This is a genomic window from Tropicibacter sp. S64, assembly GCF_049803835.1.
In the GTDB taxonomy this organism is placed as follows: domain Bacteria; phylum Pseudomonadota; class Alphaproteobacteria; order Rhodobacterales; family Rhodobacteraceae; genus Pacificoceanicola.
The window spans coordinates 42,325-59,792 of record NZ_JBNAGK010000013.1 but is presented as its reverse complement, the minus strand read 5'-3'; the positions used below and the strand labels follow the sequence as shown (position 1 = coordinate 59,792).

The following is a 17,468-nucleotide window of genomic DNA, read 5'->3' as shown; positions in this document are numbered from 1 at the left end:
TGTCCGGTGCCTTGGTCATGGCCGTAGGCTCGGAAGGGTGAAGTCCATGTAGCGGCGCTCTTCGGCGACGGTGGCGGCATCCACCACGCCCGCATTGCCTGCGCCGAGGGTTTGGATGGCTTCAAGCTCCCACATCCGCGTCATGGCGATGGCGAGTTCCGCCGTGACGCGGGTGTTGTGATCCATCGACTCCTTGAGGTCCTCCATGTCGGGGATCAACGACACGAGTTGCTCGACGCGTTCCAGCGATTGCGCCGCCTCGGCATGGCTGTTCTGGGCTGCCGCAGACATCACGGCACCGGTCGTGGCGCGGGTCGCGACACCTTCCGCACCGGGATTGCCGCTGGTGGCGATCTCGCGCAGCGAGTCCTCGTCGAAGCCTGCACTCGCCAGCGCCTGTTCCATCTGTGTGCGCAGGGGCCCTGCGTTGGGGCCGATCAGGCTCGACCAGTCGCCCGCCTGGATGCCTCGGATCAGGCCGGGAATGTCTTCGAAGTTGGCCTGCAGGAGATCGTCGAGATCGCCGCCCATGGCGAGCCCGAGGATACTGCGCGGCCCGGTCAGCGACGCATACATCTCGTTCAGCTGATCGAGCTGGCCTTGCAGCGTCTCAAGCTGTTCGAGCGCATTGTCCAGAAGATCGGTCTGGATCCCGAAATCCTGCAGCATCTGTTGAAGCTGGCGGATTTCCTGGGCGATGTTCTGGGTATCGACCGTGGGCACGCCCTGAGCGGTGATAGGCCCCGCGAGGGCGGTGGTCAGCGCGAGGGTCGCGGCGGTGGTGGTGAGGGAACGGTACAAGCGCCGGATCATCGCAATGTCTCCTGGGTGAAATCCATGAACTGCCGCTCAGCGGCTTGGGCTGCGGCCATGGCGAGTTGTTCCTCGCTCAGCGGCTGGGTATGGGCGGCCTTGATCCGGGTCCGGATCGCGACCAGCCGGGCCAATTCGGCGCGCGCATAGGTGTTGAGCGCGATGGCCTCGTGCAGATCTTCCGTCTCGCCAATTCGGGTGATGATGTCCTGCACCCGCAGGGCCGCCGCGCGGACCGAGACCAGCGAATAATCCCCATAGACCCCCGCCCCATGGGCGGAGAGGCTGAAGCTCGCATTCGCCAGAAGGACAGGGTCAATGGTGCCGAGCGCATCGATGCCGCCCACGGCGGCGAGATAGCTGTTGTACTGCTGGGGGATCACAACGACGTAATGCTGCGTCTCCGCGAAGGGCGGGACGTCACCATAGTTCTGAACGTTGCCCGGGCCTGCGTTGTAAGCGGCGAGCGCGTGGATGATGTTGCCATCGAACATGTTCAGCATCTGCGCGAGGTACCGCGCGCCGCCGGTGACCTGCAGCCAGGGGTCGTCGTAATAGGCCGGGTAGATCCCGAGATCGCCCGCCGTTCCGGGCATGATCTGGGTAAGTCCGAAGGCCCCCACGGGTGAGCGCGCCCCGATCTGAAAACGGCTCTCCTGCCAGATCAATGCCTGCAACAGGCAGCGCCACTGGACGAGCGACAGGCCCGCGCGGCTCACCCCGGGCAGGCTATGGGTGTCGCGCGCGGCGCGGATAATCAGCTCCTCGATCCCTTCCCGGGCATCGCCGAACATCCGGGCTGCGGCCGGGTTGTTGTCCTCAGGCGCGTAGAGGCTGGCGGCCGCACTTTCGACGTCACCAACTACCCCCTGCCCCGCCTCAAGCCCGGCCACGGTGCCCGCGACATCGCCCGAGCCGAGGGACATGGCATCCATCAGCCCTTCGAGGGAGGCGAGTTGCTGGCGCTCGATCTCGGCCAGTTCTTCTTCGCGGGTCAGCCGGTCTTGCTGCAGCGCCAGATCCTGATCGGTTTGCTCGAGGATCGCCTGGCGCTCTGCGAAAAGGCGCAGATCGAAGGTCGGCACGCCTTGCGCTGCGGCAGTCCCCACATGGGGAACCACCAGCACAAGGCCGATCATCGAGAGGGGAAACCAGGTCCGCATGGGCTTAGCCGCCCGCCCCCAAGAGGACGAAATCGCAAGCCGTGTCGCGCCGCGTGACGGCGGCACCCATCGTCGAGATCGTCGTCGTGGCTGTTCCCGTCTGCGCAGGTGCATCGCGGAAGTTGAAGCAGTTTGCCTGCGCAGGGTTATGCTGCGCGCAAGCCGTCAGGGTGAGGCCAAGGCCAAGCAGCACAACGCTGCGGATCATGATACGGGTCATGTCACTCTCCAGAAATCAGGGCGGTCACGGTAGTCGGGGCCGACGAGGGCCTCGCCCTTCTCCATGCCGCCGAGGATGGTCACGAGCGGGCCGAGGGCGCTCAGATCGGCGTCGATCACCACTGCGCCCCGGTCATCGCGGACAAGGGCCAGCCGCGAGGCCGAGCCGACGCCCAGAAGCACGTCGAGCTCTTTCTCGCTGAGGCCGAGCATTGCGTAGTCGGCGGCTGACGCGCGGACGTTGGGCAGAAGCACCTGGGTTGGCACGGCTTCCACGATGGTCTTGCCGGTCCGGGTCCGCTCGAGCTGGCTGGCATACTGTGTCATCATCACGACGACGGCGTTCTGCTTGCGGGCGGTCACCAGCCAGTTCGAGAGCCGCTCGGCGAAATAGGCGTTGTCGAGCGCCTTCCAGGCTTCGTCGATGACGATGATCGTGGGCTTGCGATCCTCGATCACGCGCTCGACCCTGCGGAAGAGGTAGGACAGGACCGCCATGCGTTCGCGCTCGCTCTCGGAATCGAGGATGCCGGTCAGATCGAACCCTGCGACGTCCCCGTCGATGCTGAAACTGTCCTCGGCATTGGCCCCGAAGATCCAGCCATAGCGGCCCTCGGCGGTCCATTCCTGCATCCGCTCGAACAGATCGCCCTCGTCATCGGTGGAGACGAGGAGCGAGGCGAAATCCGACCAGTTTCGCAGCCCCGCATTCCCGGCGCTGGCGTTCTGGCGCACGACCTCCTGCAGGCGGTTGGTTTGCACCGGGGTCAGGGGCCGCTCGCGGCGCTCAAGAAGGCTCGCGAGCCAGTCGGCAAGCCAAGCCTGCCCGCGGGCATCGATCTCGGTCTGCAGGGGATTGAGCCCTGTTGGCCGCCCGGCTCGCACCGTCGAATAACTGCCGCCAAGCGCGCGGACGGCCATTTCCATCCCGGCGCGATAGTCGAAGACGAAGAGCCGCGCGCCGGCCCGGCGAGCCATGGTCATCAGGAACGCCGCCAACACGGATTTGCCCGAGCCGGGACGCCCCAGGATCAGCGTGTGTCCACCCGTGGGTTCACGATCCGGCGCGCCCTGTTCGTGGAAATTGAAGCGGAACCCGCTGCGCTCGGGCGTCGGGAAAAGCGTGATCGGCACGCCCCAAGGGACTTCTCGCCCGGTCTTGCCAAGCGGGGTGCGGTGGAAGGTGGCGAGATCGGCGAAGTTGTGGTTCGTGATGGCGGCCTTGCGGCTGCGCGCCCCTGTGTTCCCTGGATGCTGCGCCATGAAATGCGCCCGGGCCCCGAAGGCTTCCGAGATCAGGTTGATTCCGGAAGTCGCGGAGATGTTGCGGATCTCGGCCGCGATGTCGTCGAGCGCGGCTTGGGTCCGCGCATAGACCGCCACCGTCATGTGGTGCTCGCCGAAGATAAGGCGTTTCGATTCCAGATCGTCCTGGGCGAGTTCCAGTTCCTGCGCGAGGCTGACGGCCCCGTCATTGGCGGCCTGCATCAGGCGCAGCTGCCGCTTGATCCGGCCTGCCATGATGTTGGCGTTGATCGGCACGAAAGAGTGGGTGACCACCATGTCGACGGGCAGGTTCAACTCGTCGAGCATCAGGCTGTCGGTCTTGGCGGGGTAGTTCTTCACTGCGAAGATCACGCCGAGCTTGTCGCCGACGGCACCGTCCGAGAGTGCGATGGTCGTGCCGCGGAAGGTGACGCGGGTGTTGGCGACGTCCTCGGCGATCACGCCGAGGCGCGACCGCGGGAAGAGCGGGTGCTCTTCGCCGGTGTTGAGCGAGCCGAGGAAGCCCAAAAGTTCGCCGGTCTTGGCAGAAAGCAGTCGGGGTTTCAGCTCATCGAATGACGACAGGAGAAACCCCACGACCTCATCGAGCTTGCGCAAGCGCCGGGTCGTGTCGGCTGCATGCCGCGCGCGGGACGCTCCCAGACCGAAGGGCAGACGGCTGCCTGTCTCCGGGCGTTTTAGCACCGTCAGGGTCAGCGTCTTGTCGCGCAGGCCCGACCGGCCCAGATGCGCGCGCCAGCGCTGGTCGACGGCGGCCGCGAAGCCCTCGCCCGGGATGGGCGGCAGGGTCACATCGACCGCTTTCGACACCTTGTGCAGGTAGAAAGAGAACTCGGTTCCGACCTGCGCGACGATGCCGGCGAGAAGCCCGCCGATCCGGTCGAGATGGGCATCCTCACTCGTGGTGCTGTTCACCCCCTCAAGCCGGATACACTGCATCAGCTCGTTGCCGCGCGTCCGGATCGTCCGGTCGGTGACAAGGCTGACGTAAGGCAGCATCGACGACAGCCGCTTCTCGCCCTTGACCCATGCCGGCAGTGCCGTCAGCGGATCGAGGGTATCGGCCACGTCACTGGCCAGTCCATCACGGGGCATAGCTGTCACCTCCGTGCAGTTTGCGGTTCGCCGTGGGCGGGGTTTCCTGCAAGGTGATCACCAGGACATCGAGAAAGTTCGGATCCCAGTCCGCGGCCTTCCAGAGCGCCGGCCAAGCCAGCCCCGCGAACACAGCCACCACCCAGCTCTGGACCCAGAGGAACAGAAGCGTCGAGCCGAAGAGCCAGACCATGGCATACATGATCGGCAAGCCCATCAGCTTGGGCGGCCTGAGAAGGCCAATAAACACGCGGGACTGGTCGGACATGGGTACTTCTCAGGTCGTCCAGATTGCTGCGACGATGGTGGGCGCCGCGGCGATGCCCGCGATCGCAACCACGACCCAAAGCGCCTGGCGGAAATCGAGGATGCCGAAGAGCCAGGAGAGGAACACGCCGATCAGCGCAAGCGTGCCGATCACGATGCCCAAAGGACCGGTGATCGCATCGACGATGCCCTGCAGCAGCGTCTGCACGGGCGAGAGGTCGATGCTTTGCGCAAGCGCCGGTCCTGCCAGCACGATAAGAGCCATCACGCCGAGCGCGACATAGGAAGATTTGGACGTCACGAAATGTCTCCTCTCAGCCGCTGGAACACGGCTGTCACACGGGCCACATGGCCTTGGGTTTCTCGAAAAGGGGGAATGCCGCCATGGCGGGTGACCGCATGGGGACCGGCATTGTAGGCCGCAAGCGCCAGCGCGGGATCGCCAAACTGCTCGAGCATCATCAACAGGTAACGGGCCGAGCCGTCGAGGTTCTGGGCGATGTCATGGGGATCGACGCCGAGATCGCGCGCGGTGTCAGGCATGAGCTGGCCGAGCCCGATGGCTCCAACCGGGCTCAGCGCGCCAGGATTGTACGCGCTCTCGACCTCGATGTTGGCGCGATAGAACAGCGCCCAATCGGTGACCGACAGGCCCGCCTGACGGAGAGCGTCGTGGCTGCCGTAGCGCAGCGCCGTGGTCTCGATGGCATGGAGGATTTCGGGGGCGGCGCGGATGGCGCGCGGGGCGACCGCTGCGGCAGCCGTCACATCGCTCAGGGGAGCATCATCCCCATGGGACTGCGGTGCTGCAAAGAGAAAGAGACGATCTGGAAGGGGGCCATTCTGGGCGTCTTCGTCACCGGTGAACGGGCGCAGGGTGCTCGTGGCATCAGTTGTGTCGATCAGTCGACCATCGGGACTGACCTGGAAGATGAAACCGTCGGCCAGGGCCAAGGGTGCGGAACAAACACCTGTACCCAGTGCAACGACGAGCGCAAACGTGCGGTCAGTTGTCCTTGACCAGAACCGGACCGGTCCGCGGCTCGGGCGTGCGCCCGGGGGCTGCGTGGCGCTCGCGGGCGCCTTCGACGAGCGGGATGCTGGCAGTCGTGCAGCCCATGTCGGCAAGGAAGCTGACAAGACCGACGATGGTCTTGAAATCGCGCAGCTTGAGGACGCTGCGGCTGGTGACGAGCATTTTGTCGTCCCCTCCATCCGGGGCAACTGCCCGGATGACCCAGGCGCCGTACCAACTGTTATGGCGCTTCTCGGCGCCTTCCTTGCAGACCACCTCGATGAGATAGCCCTCGGCAAGGAGGCCGCGCAGCCCGTCTTCTGTAACCACATTCGGTGCTTCTTCTATCATGGCCTTCCCTTGGGTCCTTCTTCTGCCTGGGTGCAGTCTCGGGCCCACGGGGTCGCAACACCGCGGGCGATACAAGACAACATGAACGATAGCAAGGCAATTAAAACGACTTGACGCAGATTGCCTTGCTCCAATAACAGTGATAGCTGACAAAGTCGTGATCTTAAAGGCGGCAAAGGAGTTTTGCCCTGCACATGTCCTGTGCGTGCAACATCCCCCTGGCGCTGCTGATCACCGTCCTTGTGGTGGGTGATCCGGCCCATGCCTGCATCCCGCCCGAACGGCCGTTCCTGCCCGCGTCCCAAGATGACATGCGCGCCTACGCGGATCTGATCCGGGGGGATTTCGAAGCCTACATCGCCGAAGTGCAGGAGTATTTCCGCTGCATCGACGAGGAGCGCGCGCGGGCTTTTATTGAGGCCAGGGAAGTGAGCGAGGAATACGGGCGGTTCATCGAAGCTGTCGAGTAGCGCCATTCCCGCTGGCACTGGGCGCGCCTGATCCGATAGGCCCATCAGGCCCGCCACCCTGCGCCGCCACGGGCTAAACGCACGGCGGCTGGAGGGCGGTTTGCCGGAATGGCGGGAGGAGGGACGGGAAGTCGCGCGCGTCGGTTGACCTTAGGCCACCTCGTCAACCCTCGTTGTCACATCCTCAACCCAAGCCATCAGCGCCGCGGGATCAGACGGCAGCTGAAGTGCCAGCCCCTCCGCGAAGTTTTCGAAGGCCGTTCGGTTGAGCGTGTTGAGGCCGACCAGAACGGGGATATCCATCGCGACCGCCTCAGCGATCACGTTGCGGAACCCCCGTCCCTCGGCTTCATGCTTGCCGAACTTGTTGACGATCAACAGGTCGGCGCCGGAGGAGAGGGTGGACGCGACCATCGCAACCGCCGTTTCCAGCGCAGCCGGGTCGAGGCGGCAGCCCCGCGCCTGCGGGCCGAGGTCCTGACTGATGCGCAGAACGGCACCACCGGGCAACACCCGAACATCCATGTCGCAGGGGCCGGCATCGGCGCGCTCGCTGTTGATCTGGACGGTGCCGCAACATCTGAGGCCTCGGGCCGTGAGGTCGGCTGCCAGCTGTTCCAGAACCAGATCCGTATCGCCACGCCCCGGCGCCATCGTGTAGGCAAGTTTCATATCAGCGCTCCTTCAGGATTGGCAGAAAGGTTGGAATTCGACCAGTGCTCCGACTGGCAAACATTCGGCGTTTGCGGGCAGAAACATCAGCCCGTCTGCTCGTGAGAGCAGCCCGACACGGGCCGAATGTGTGGCATCCTCGAAACAGACGATCTCACGACCATGGGCATCGAAACCGGCCAGCGTGGCGGGTCGGAGTTCGCAGCGCCCAGGCTTGCGGCGGATTGGGCCTGCGGTCACGACATGCCTTCGGGTCGGGGCGGGTCCCTCGCCGCTCAGGGCACGGATCAGCGCCAGTCCGAAGACCTGCCATGTGACGAAGGCCGATACCGGGTTGCCGGGCAATCCAAGCCAGTGCGCCTTGCCAATGCGCCCGACCGACACCGGCTTGCCCGGTTTGATCGCGACGCCGCTGAACAGGGTTTCGCCACCCAATGCCATGACGGCCGGCTTCACATGATCTTCTTCGCCCACCGAGATACCGCCCGTGGTGACGACAAGATCGGCTTGCGCCGCCATGTCGCCCAATTGACGGACAAGACCGGCAAGGTTGTCGGCACCACGAGCCGAGGCAACGACGTCCACATCCGCAGCTGCAAGGCCTGCCGTCAGCATCGGTGTGTTCACGTCCCAGATCTGGGCTTCCTCGCGCGCGCCCCCGGCGCGGCGTACCTCGTCGCCGGTGACAAGCAGTGCCACGCGCAGCCTGCGCCGAACACGCAGGATGCCCGCGCCGGCGGCGGCACAGGCGGCGATCTCCCTTGGTCCGAGCCTGCGGCCCTTGTCCAGAACGGTCGCACCCTTGGCCATGTCACTACCCGCGCGGCGGACGTTCAAACCCGGTTCAGGTCTGCGCGACAGATGAATAGCGTCCCCGTCACGCAGGACGTCCTCCTGCATGACGACCGAGTCCGCGCCCAACGGGACTGGCGCGCCAGTAAAGATTCGGGCCGCCACGGCCCCTGCGACCGGTGTCGTCACCGCCTGCCCGGCAGGCACGCGCGCAACGACTGGCAGCACCCAGGGTCCGGCGCCAGTCAGGGCCGATGTCGCGATCGCATAGCCATCCATTGCCGCATTATCGAAAGCCGGTGCCATGGACCGGGACCGGACCGGCTGGGCAAGAATGCGGCCAAAGGCGTGGTCGAGCGACAGGGCTTCGGTGCGGCCGACCGGTGCTACATTTCCTGCAATCCGTGTCAGTGCCTCGTCGATGCTGATCAGCGCGTGAAGCATGTCCTGACTGTCACAGCCGCAGCCCGGTGACGCGATGGCTTGATGGATGGTCATTGTGCTGCCTCCTCGGCGGAATGGGTAGGCTGGAAATGCCCGGGCCCGATGCTGCAATCGAGATCGCGCAGGCGCCCGTCCTTGAGCCCGTAAATCAGGCCGTGCACCCGGACATCAGCCCCACGACGCCATGCCTTCTGAAGGATCGGCGTCTCGCAGACACGCCGAACGCCTTCGACAACGTTCAGTTCGGCCAGCCGGTCACGTTGTCCTTCGAGGTCGGGTTCGCGCCCCAGATCGACCGCGTAAGCGCGGGCCAGGCGCCGGATCGGCTCGAGCCAGTGATCGGCCAGACCGTGTGGCAGATCCTCGGTCGCGGCCTTGACCCCGCCGCAGCCATAGTGGCCGCAAACGATGATCTCGCGGACATGCAGAGCATCGACCGCGAATTCCAGCGCCGACAGGAGGTTCATGTCCGAGGAATGAACGATGTTGGCAACGTTGCGATGGACGAAAACCTCGCCCGGATCGAGCCCCGCGACCACGTTGGCCGGCACCCGGCTGTCCGAACAGCCGATCCAGAAGAACTCGGGCGCCTGAAGGGCGGCAAGGCGGGTGAAATAGTCGGGCTCTTCGTCGTGACGTTGTTTCGACCACGCCACGTTGCGCGCCAGAAGGTCATTCAGCATCGGTCGTCTCCGGGAAATCTGGCAGCCCGCGTCTTGAGCGCATGTGTTTCGACAGGATCCGCAGATCGGCCCGGGTCAGCCGGGCGCGGGCAATCGGCAAGAGGATCGCGTTTTCGGCAACGAGGTGGCGCCGCACGTGCCCCGCAAACCTGGACAACACCCCGCGCTCCTTGGCGGACAGATCGGCCCCTCTATCGAGGCAACGAGTGAGCATCGCTCGCACTTCGGGCAGCAGACGCATCGCCTCATCCTGATCGGCCCTGATCCGGTCGATCACACCTTCGATCGCATCCTCTTCTGTGCAGCGCCGGGCAAGAAGCGGGAACAGGTCCTCAGCCTCGTCGCGGAGGTGGACGTTCAGTTCCTCGTTCACAAAGCGCAGCACCGCTGTCGCTTCTTGGCGATTGAAAGCGTCCGCCGTTGCCAGCGCGTCGATAACTGCGCAAATCTGACGTTCGCGCAGGTGGCCTTCGCTGATGAAGTCCAGAGGATTTGCGAGAAGGCTCGGACTCGTCGGTTTGTCGCCACTTCCGCGCGTCACTGTCTCTGACGGTTTCATCACACGTCCTTTCGCGTGGTTCAGATCGGCGTCAGGCTTGCGCCGGAGATCTGCGCCCCTTTACCGAGGCTCTCCACGAAGGCGCGCGAGGCGCGCGCCCAGGCCGCCTTCTCCAGCGCCTGCGCGATCTTGGGGCGGACGGTCTCGAACTCCAGCACCTGGCCCGGCGCGACCGCGTTCAGCCGGATGATGTGCCAGCCATGCCGCGACAGCACCGGCGCCGGGCTCATGCCGCCCTCCGGCAGGCGGCGCAGCGCCGCCTCGAATTCCGGCACGGTGTCGCCCGGGCCAATCTGGCCGAGATGGCCCCCGGACGCCTTGGACCCGCAGTCGCTTTCGCGCGCGGCGAGCGCAAAGCCCCCGGCATCGCCGTCGAGCCGCGCCAGCAGGGCAACGGCCCGTGCCTCGGCCGCAGCGCACTCGGCTTCGTCGCGCGGATCGCAGGCGCACAGGATGTGCGAGACATCCCAGAGCGGTGCCGAACGATATCGGGCGGGGTCCTTCTCCCATTCCCCGCGCACGGCCTCTTCACCGACAGGTTCGATCACCAGCGCCTCGTCCAGCAAGGCGCGGATCAGGGCTTCCTCGTCCGTCTCGAACCGCCCCGGCGCCAGCTCGAGCGGGTCGGGCGTCAACCCGCGCCGCTTCGCCTCCTGCAAGAGCAGCGTACGGATCGCCAGCGCCTGCGCCGCCTTGCGCCAGGCGATCCCCGGCTTGTCCTTGGGGGCGCTGTGGTTCTGGGCCTCGGCGGCGATTGCCGCCGAGGGGATGGTTTCGCCGTTCACGACGACATCGGGAAACAGGGCCACGTTCATCTGGCTCACTCCGCTGGCGTCGTGGCGGTAGGACCGCGCTTGGCTTGCAGCTTGTCATAGGCCCGGCGGCGTTCCTCGAGCGGGCGATGCCGCCGCGATCTTACGATCTGGTAACCCGGCCGCGTCAGCAGGTAGCGGAAGGGGGCCGCGAACCCGGACCAGATGTGGACGAGCCGCGTGAACGGAAACAGCGCCGTGATGATGAGACCGAGGAAAATGTGCAGCTTGTAGAGCCAGTGCACGTCGACCACGGTAACCCAGGCGTTGATGTTCCAGCTGACCACGCTCTGCGACCAGGTCATGAAGCGGACCATTTCCGACCCGTCCATGTGTTGCAGCGTCTGCGTGATCGTCAGCAGGCCGATGGCCAGCTGCAGCCAGATCAGGACCATGATCAGGATGTCGGGGAAGGTCGATGTCACGCGGATGCGTGGATCGACCAGGCGGCGATGGATCAGCATGGTCGATCCGATCAGGGCGGCGATGCCAGCCGGGCCGCCGATCAGAACTGCCATCCATTGCTTGAGCGCATAGGGAATACCGATGGCATCCAGCACCCAGACCGGCGTGAAGAGGCCGACGAGGTGACCGAAGAACACGGTCAGGATGCCGACATGGAACAGGATCGACCCCCAGATCAGCTGCTTTCGGCGCAGAAGTTGGCTCGAGGAACTCTTCCAGGTGAAGGGGTCCCGCTCGTAACGCACGATCGATCCCACGAGGAAGATCGTCAGCGCGACATAGGGCATGACCCCGAAGATGACGAAGTTGATGTCGAAGTCGCCAAACATGTCATGCGCTCCTGTTCAATGGTTGCGGGGCGGGGGTAGGATTGAACCCAGGTTTGTCCATCGCCGCGAGCATGTCGCGGACTTGCGGGCAACCTGCGTTCGGATCGGGGCCGAACGTAACCTCGGTTTCCTCCCAAACGGCATCGAGCGCCGCGAGGTCGGTCGGGTCATCATCGGGCTGAGACAGCATGTCGGCCACGGCTTCGGCGTCGGCCTGCATGTCGGCGAGCTGGGAAAGAGCGGCGAACGCGGCAGCATACCCGCTGTCGCGCCGGACAAGCCGGGCCGCGAGAGCATCAAGGATATGCGCCGCGTCCGCCAGAGTTTCCTGCACTTCTGCGAAGGGACGCGTCGACAGGAATTCCAGCAACACCGGCAGGTGGTCCGGCAGTTCCGAGGTGGCGGGTTCGAACCCGCCCGCCCGATAGGTCTCGATCAGGCTGACCATGGCGCCGCCCCTGTCACGGCTTTCGCCGTGAACATGCTCGAAGAGATTGAGCGACAGCGTCCGCGATCGGTCGAAGAGCATCACATAGCTTTCCTGCAGGTCGTATAGGTCGGCCTTTGCGAAGCCGTCGGCCAACCTGCGCAGCGCAGCTCGTGTGTCGGCGGCGATGCGGGGTTCGGCTGCGATGACGCCCCCGATTTCGGGCATGGCCTCCTGAAGCTCCCGCGAGGGATAGCTCAGGATCAGCGACAGGGCCTTGAGTGTGCGGTCCATCATCAGAAGGTCTCCTGCGGAAGGGCGAATTTCTTTTTCTTGCCGCCGAACAAAGTGGTCTTGCCGGCCTCACCGGTGGAACAGCCGTTGCCGTCGGTAAAGCCGCAGCCGCCCCGTATGTCGGCTCCATGTTCGTTCTGTTCGCGGTGCGCCGTGGGGATCGCGAAACGATCCTCGTAGTCGGCGATGGCCATGATCTTGTACATGTCCTCGATCACCCGGCCGGACATGCCGACCCGGGCGGCGATCGCCTCGTCCCGCACGCCGTCCACGCTGAGCGCCCGCATGTAGAGCCTCATCGCGGACATGCGTTCGAGGGCGTGAACGATGGGTTCCTCGTCACCCGCCGTCAGCATGTTGGCGAGGTACTTCACGGGGATCCGCAGCGACCGCACGTCGGGCATCTGGTCGCTCATCGCGATCTGTCCCGCCTGAGCGGCGTTCTGGATCGGGCTGAGCGGCGGGATGTACCACACCATCGGCAGCGTCCGGTATTCCGGGTGCAGCGGGAAGGCGACCTTCCAATCCATCGCCATCTTCCAGACCGGGCTGACCTTCGCCGCCTCGATCCAGTCCTCGGGCACGCCGTCGCGGCGCGCCGCGGCGATCACCTCGGGGTCGTTCGGGTCGAGGAACACGTCGAGCTGCGCGCCGTAGAGATCGGTCTCGCGCTCGGCGCTGGCCGCAGCTTCGATCTTGTCTGCGTCATAAAGGATCACGCCCAGATAGCGAATGCGCCCGACGCAGGTTTCCGAACAGACCGTGGGCTGGCCGGATTCAATGCGCGGATAGCAGAAGGTGCATTTCTCGGACTTGCCGGTATCCCAGTTGTAATAGACCTTCTTGTATGGGCAGCCCGAGATGCACATCCGCCAGCCACGGCACTTCTCCTGGTCGATCAGGACGATGCCGTCCTCCTCGCGCTTATAGATGGCACCCGAGGGACAGGACGCCGAGCAGGTCGGGTTGAGGCAGTGCTCGCAGAGCCGAGGCAGATACATCATGAAGGTATTTTCATACTCTCCATAGATGTCCTTCTGCACTTGGTCGAAGTTGTAGTCCTGAGACCGCTTCGAGAACTCACCGCCCAGAATTTCCTCCCAGTTCGGCCCCTTCTCGATCTTCTCCATCCGCTCGCCGGTGAGCTTGGACCGGGGGCGTGCAGTGGGAAAGGCGTTCATGTCGGGTGCCGATTTCAGGTGGTCATAGTCGAAATCGAACGGCTCGTAGTAGTCATCGATCTCGGGCATGGCCGGGTTGGCGAAGATGTTCGCCAGGATCCGCCATTTCGACCCCTGCTTGGGATGCAGCTTGCCCGAGGCCGAGCGGACCCAGCCGCCGTTCCAGCGCTTCTGGTTCTCCCAGTCCGTCGGATAGCCGGTGCCGGGCTTGGTCTCGACATTGTTGAACCACGCGTATTCGACACCTTCGCGCGTCGTCCACACGTTCTTGCAGGTGACCGAGCAGGTGTGACACCCAATGCATTTGTCGAGGTTCAGGACCTTGCCGATTTGCGCACGAACTCTCATTCCGCTGCCTCCACGTTCTGGGTTGCGGACCGGCTTGCGGGTTTGTCGAGCCAGTCGATCTTCTTCATTTTCCGCACGATCACGAACTCGTCGCGGTTGCTGCCCACGGTGCCGTAGTAGTTGAAGCCGTAGGACAGCTGCGCATAGCCGCCGATCATGTGCGTGGGTTTCAGTGTGGCGCGGGTCACCGAGTTGTGGATGCCGCCGCGGTTGCCGGTCTTTTCCGAACCGGGCGTGTTCACGATCTTTTCCTGAGCGTGATACATGAACAGCGTGCCCTGCTTGATCCGCTGGGACACCACCACCCGCGCAGTCAGCGCGCCGTTGGTGTTGTAGGCTTCGACCCAATCGTTATCGACAAGGCCCGCCTTTGCCGCGTCGACCTCGGACATCCAGACCACCGGTCCGCCCCTGTTCAGCGTCAGCATCAAGAGGTTATCGGTATAGGTGCTGTGGATGCCCCATTTCTGGTGAGGCGTGATGAAGTTCAGCACAACGTGCGGGGACCCCTCGGCCGCGTCGTTGTTGACGGCCGCCGTGATGGTCTTGAGGTCCACCGGCGGGCGGTAGCTGACGAACCCTTCGCCGAAGGCCCGCATCCATTCATGATCCTGGTAAAGCTGTTGGCGCCCCGTGAGGGTGCGCCACGGAATCAATTCGTGGACGTTGGTATAGCCGGCATTATAGCAGACCTCCTCGCTCTCGATCCCAGACCAAGTGGGGCTGGAGATGATCTTGCGCGGTTGCGCGGCGATATCGCGGAAGCGGATCTTGGTGTGATGCGCCCCTTCGGCCAGATGGGCGTGGTGCTGACCTGTGGGTTTCTCCAGCTCCTCCCAGGCCTTGACGGCCACTTCGCCGTTGGTTTCCGGGGCGAGCATCAGGATCATCTCGGCCGCGTCGATGGCGGTTTCCAGCTTGGGCTGCCCCTTGGACACGCCTTCGTCCAGCACGACACCGTTCAGGTCGCGCAGATGCTTGACCTCGGTCTTGGTGTCCCAGTTGATCCCCTTGCCACCGTTGCCGAGCTTCTCCAGCAGCGGCCCGACCGAGGTGAACTTCTTGTAGAGGTTGGGATAATCCCGCTCGACCGCGATGTAGTTCGGTGCGGTCTTGCCGGGGATCAGGTCACATTCGCCCTTCTTCCAGTCCTTCACATGGGCCTGCGCCAGTTCGCCGGGGGTGTCGTGCAGCAGCGGAAGCTGGACGATGTCCGTTTCCACGCCGAGCACGTCGGGTGCCACTTCCGAGAACTTGCGGGCGATCGACTTGAAGATCTCCCAGTCCGACTTCGACTCGTAGGCCGGGTCCACCGCCGCCTGCAGCGGGTGGATGAAGGGGTGCATGTCCGAGGTGTTGAGATCGTCCTTTTCGTACCAGCTGGCGGTCGGCAGGACGATGTCGGAATAGACCGCCGTCGTGGACATGCGGAAGTCGATGCACACGAGCAGGTCCAGCTTGCCCTTCGGCGCCTCGTCATGCCAGACGGCCTCCTTCGGCATCACGCCGCCCTCTTCGCCCAGATCCTTGCCCATCACCCCGTGGTCGGTGCCCAAGAGGTGCTTGAGGAAATACTCATGCCCTTTGCCGGATGACCCCAGAAGGTTCGAGCGCCAGACGAACAGGTTGCGCGGCCAGTTTTCCGGGGCGTCCGGATCTTGGCAGGACATTTCCAGATCGCCCGATTTCAGCTGTTCGGCGACGTAGTCCTTGATCTCCTTGCCGGCCTTCTTCGCCGCCTTCGAGACCTCCAGAGGGTTGGTCTTGAGCTGCGGGGCGGACGGCAGCCAGCCCATGCGCTCGGCCCGGATGTTGTAGTCGATCAGGGAAATGTCCCAATCGCCCTCGGGTGCGGTCGGCGACAGGATTTCACCAGCGCGCAGCGTCTCGTAACGCCATTGGTCGGTATGGGCATACCAGCAGGAGGTCGAGTTCATGTGACGCGGCGGGCGGTTCCAGTCGAGCGCGAAGGCCAAGGGCTGCCAGCCGGTCTGCGGGCGGAGTTTCTCCTGGCCCACGTAATGCGACCAGCCGCCGCCCTCCTGGCCGATGCAGCCGCACATCACCAGCATATTGATGATGCCGCGGTAGTTCATGTCCATGTGGTACCAGTGGTTCAGACCGGCCCCGAGGATGACCATGGATTTGCCATGGGTCTTTTCGGCATTGCCTGCGAATTCACGCGCAACCGCGATGATTTTTTCGCGCTCGACGCCGGTGATCTTTTCAGCCCATGCGGGGGTGTAGGGGCTGTCGTCGTCGAAGTCCTTCGACACCCAGTCGCCGCCCAGGCCCCGGTCGAGGCCGTAATTGGCGCAGAAGAGGTCGAAAACGGTTGCAACCAGAACCTCCTTGCCGTCTGCCAGTTTCACGCGCCGCGCCGGAATGTTCCGGGTCAACACCTCGGGGTGATCGCATTTCACGAAATCGCCCGTGGCCGCGCCCCCGAAATAGGGGAAGTCGACACCCACAACCTCGTCGTGGTCGCCATCCATGATCTGGCTCAGGCGCAGCTTGGCCTCTGCCCCTTTTGCCCGCTCTTCGAGGTTCCACTTGCCCTCTTCACCCCAGCGAAAGCCGATGGACCCGTTGGGTGCCACGATCTGGCCCGACGTCTCGTCATAGGCGACGGTCTTCCAGTCGGGATTGTTCTTCTCACCCAGCTTGCCGTCGAAATCGTCGGCGCGCAGCATCCGGCCCGGCACCAGGTGCCCGTCCTTTTCGTCAAGCCGAACGAGCATCGGCATATCGGTGTACTTGCGGGCGTAGTCCTCGAAATACTCGGCCTGCCGGTCGAGGTGGAACTCGCGCAGGATCACATGGCCCATGGCCATCGCCAGCGCCGCATCGGTGCCCGCCTGCGGGTTCAGCCAGATGTCGCCGAATTTGGCGGCTTCCGAATAGTCTGGGCTGACCACTGCCGACTTCGTGCCCCTATAGCGCACTTCGGTGTAGAAATGGGCGTCGGGCGTGCGGGTCTGCGGCACGTTCGAGCCCCAGAGCATCAAGAAGCCCGCGTTGTACCAGTCGGCCGATTCCGGCACGTCGGTCTGTTCGCCCCAGGTCTGGGGGGAAGCCGGCGGCAAGTCGCAGTACCAGTCGTAGAACGACATGCAGGTGCCGCCCAGAAGGGACAGATAGCGCGAGCCCGCGGCGTAGCTGACCATCGACATGGCCGGGATCGGCGAGAAACCGAAGACACGGTCGGGCCCGTAGGTCTTGGCCGTGTAGGCGTTGGCAGCGGCGATGATCTCAGTCGCTTCGTCCCAGCTTGCCCGTACGAAGCCGCCCTTTCCGCGGGTCTTGTTGATCGCGTTGCGTAGGGCGGGATCGTTCTGGATTGCGGTCCAGGCGGCCACCGGCGTCATGGTCTCGCGCATCCTCCGCCACGCCCGCATCAGCGCGCCACGGATCAGCGGGTTCTTCACGCGGTTGGCGGAATAGAGATACCAGCTGTAGGACGCTCCCCGCGCGCAGCCGCGCGGTTCGTGGTTGGGCAGGCCAGCGCGCGTGCGCGGATAGTCGGTCTGCTGGGTTTCCCAGGTGACGATCCCGGACTTGACGTAGATCTTCCACGAACACGACCCGGTGCAGTTCACCCCGTGGGTCGAACGGACGATCTTGTCGTGCCGCCAGCGGTTTCTGTAGGTGTCCTCCCAGTCGCGGTTCTCACGGGTGGTTTGACCCCAACCGTCGGAGAATTGCTCCAGTTCCTTGCTCTGGAAGAAGTTCAGTTTGTCGAGCAGATGGCTCATTGGGCTGTCCTTTCGGGTGTCTGGGTC

General features: G+C 64.3%; 18 protein-coding genes. 1 reads left to right on the top strand and 17 read right to left on the bottom strand.

Translation table 11 applies throughout. The features are described from left to right. Window positions 1-15 precede the first annotated feature (15 nt). The 8 genes from ACP159_RS19565 to ACP159_RS19530 are packed head-to-tail and all read right to left on the bottom strand — an operon-like array spanning window position 16 to window position 6,210. Window positions 16-813, bottom strand: a complete 798-nt coding sequence (locus ACP159_RS19565) for a type IV secretion system protein (RefSeq protein WP_425101399.1) — start codon at window positions 811-813, stop codon at window positions 16-18. Continuing rightward, on the bottom strand, window positions 810-1,976 hold the full coding sequence (locus tag ACP159_RS19560; RefSeq protein WP_425101398.1) for a lytic transglycosylase domain-containing protein: 1,167 nt from the start codon (window positions 1,974-1,976) through the stop codon (window positions 810-812). The genes ACP159_RS19565 and ACP159_RS19560 overlap by 4 nt, the downstream gene beginning before the upstream one ends. A 4-nt stretch (window positions 1,977-1,980) precedes the next feature. Beyond that, window positions 1,981-2,196, bottom strand: coding sequence for a hypothetical protein (locus ACP159_RS19555; protein WP_425101397.1), 216 nt, complete (start codon window positions 2,194-2,196; stop codon window positions 1,981-1,983). Beyond that, window positions 2,193-4,577, bottom strand: coding sequence for a type IV secretion system protein B4 (locus ACP159_RS19550; protein WP_425101396.1), 2,385 nt, complete (start codon window positions 4,575-4,577; stop codon window positions 2,193-2,195). Before ACP159_RS19550 ends, ACP159_RS19555 begins: the two co-directional genes overlap by 4 nt. Then, window positions 4,567-4,845: a type IV secretion system protein VirB3 gene (locus ACP159_RS19545; protein ID WP_045682577.1), complete on the bottom strand. Its 279-nt coding sequence runs from the start codon at window positions 4,843-4,845 to the stop codon at window positions 4,567-4,569. Before ACP159_RS19545 ends, ACP159_RS19550 begins: the two co-directional genes overlap by 11 nt. A gap of 9 nt (window positions 4,846-4,854) precedes the next feature. Continuing rightward, complete coding sequence (locus ACP159_RS19540; protein WP_425101395.1) at window positions 4,855-5,145, bottom strand: TrbC/VirB2 family protein; 291 nt, start codon at window positions 5,143-5,145, stop codon at window positions 4,855-4,857. Beyond that, a complete protein-coding gene (locus tag ACP159_RS19535) occupies window positions 5,142-5,951 on the bottom strand; it encodes a lytic transglycosylase domain-containing protein (protein WP_425101484.1) in 810 nt (269 codons plus the stop codon). Before ACP159_RS19535 ends, ACP159_RS19540 begins: the two co-directional genes overlap by 4 nt. Beyond that, a complete protein-coding gene (locus ACP159_RS19530; RefSeq protein WP_425101394.1) occupies window positions 5,851-6,210 on the bottom strand; it encodes a hypothetical protein in 360 nt (119 codons plus the stop codon). The genes ACP159_RS19535 and ACP159_RS19530 overlap by 101 nt, the downstream gene beginning before the upstream one ends. Window positions 6,211-6,404: 194 nt before the next feature. On the opposite strand from ACP159_RS19530, the gene ACP159_RS19525 reads away from it, so the two are divergent. Continuing rightward, window positions 6,405-6,680 (top strand): hypothetical protein, encoded by a 276-nt coding sequence (locus tag ACP159_RS19525; protein ID WP_425101393.1) that lies wholly within the window; start codon window positions 6,405-6,407, stop codon window positions 6,678-6,680. Between the two features lie 150 nt (window positions 6,681-6,830). Here ACP159_RS19525 and ACP159_RS19520 read toward each other — a convergent pair whose 3' ends face one another. From ACP159_RS19520 to ACP159_RS19480, 9 genes are read right to left on the bottom strand one after another with little or no spacing between them, the layout of a single operon-like run. Continuing rightward, entirely contained in the window at window positions 6,831-7,352 is a 522-nt protein-coding gene (locus tag ACP159_RS19520) for a DUF2478 domain-containing protein (RefSeq protein WP_425101392.1), read from the bottom strand. A gap of 12 nt (window positions 7,353-7,364) precedes the next feature. Next, window positions 7,365-8,642: a gephyrin-like molybdotransferase Glp gene (glp, locus tag ACP159_RS19515; RefSeq protein WP_425101391.1), complete on the bottom strand. Its 1,278-nt coding sequence runs from the start codon at window positions 8,640-8,642 to the stop codon at window positions 7,365-7,367. Then, window positions 8,639-9,271, bottom strand: coding sequence for a carbonic anhydrase (locus tag ACP159_RS19510; RefSeq protein ID WP_425101390.1), 633 nt, complete (start codon window positions 9,269-9,271; stop codon window positions 8,639-8,641). The genes glp and ACP159_RS19510 overlap by 4 nt, the downstream gene beginning before the upstream one ends. Beyond that, window positions 9,261-9,830: a hemerythrin domain-containing protein gene (locus tag ACP159_RS19505; RefSeq protein WP_425101389.1), complete on the bottom strand. Its 570-nt coding sequence runs from the start codon at window positions 9,828-9,830 to the stop codon at window positions 9,261-9,263. Before ACP159_RS19505 ends, ACP159_RS19510 begins: the two co-directional genes overlap by 11 nt. 20 nt (window positions 9,831-9,850) lie before the next feature. Next, the gene (locus ACP159_RS19500) at window positions 9,851-10,645 is read right to left on the bottom strand and encodes a peptidylprolyl isomerase (protein ID WP_425101388.1); all 795 of its coding nucleotides are present in this window, start codon (window positions 10,643-10,645) and stop codon (window positions 9,851-9,853) included. A 5-nt stretch (window positions 10,646-10,650) separates the two neighbouring features. Continuing rightward, window positions 10,651-11,436: a respiratory nitrate reductase subunit gamma gene (gene narI, locus ACP159_RS19495; protein WP_425101387.1), complete on the bottom strand. Its 786-nt coding sequence runs from the start codon at window positions 11,434-11,436 to the stop codon at window positions 10,651-10,653. A 1-nt stretch (window position 11,437) separates the two neighbouring features. Beyond that, window positions 11,438-12,157: a nitrate reductase molybdenum cofactor assembly chaperone gene (gene narJ / locus ACP159_RS19490; RefSeq protein WP_212538434.1), complete on the bottom strand. Its 720-nt coding sequence runs from the start codon at window positions 12,155-12,157 to the stop codon at window positions 11,438-11,440. A 2-nt stretch (window positions 12,158-12,159) separates the two neighbouring features. Then, complete coding sequence (gene narH / locus ACP159_RS19485; protein ID WP_425101386.1) at window positions 12,160-13,686, bottom strand: nitrate reductase subunit beta; 1,527 nt, start codon at window positions 13,684-13,686, stop codon at window positions 12,160-12,162. Next, the gene (locus tag ACP159_RS19480; RefSeq protein ID WP_425101385.1) at window positions 13,683-17,441 is read right to left on the bottom strand and encodes a nitrate reductase subunit alpha; all 3,759 of its coding nucleotides are present in this window, start codon (window positions 17,439-17,441) and stop codon (window positions 13,683-13,685) included. Before ACP159_RS19480 ends, narH begins: the two co-directional genes overlap by 4 nt. Window positions 17,442-17,468 lie beyond the last annotated feature (27 nt).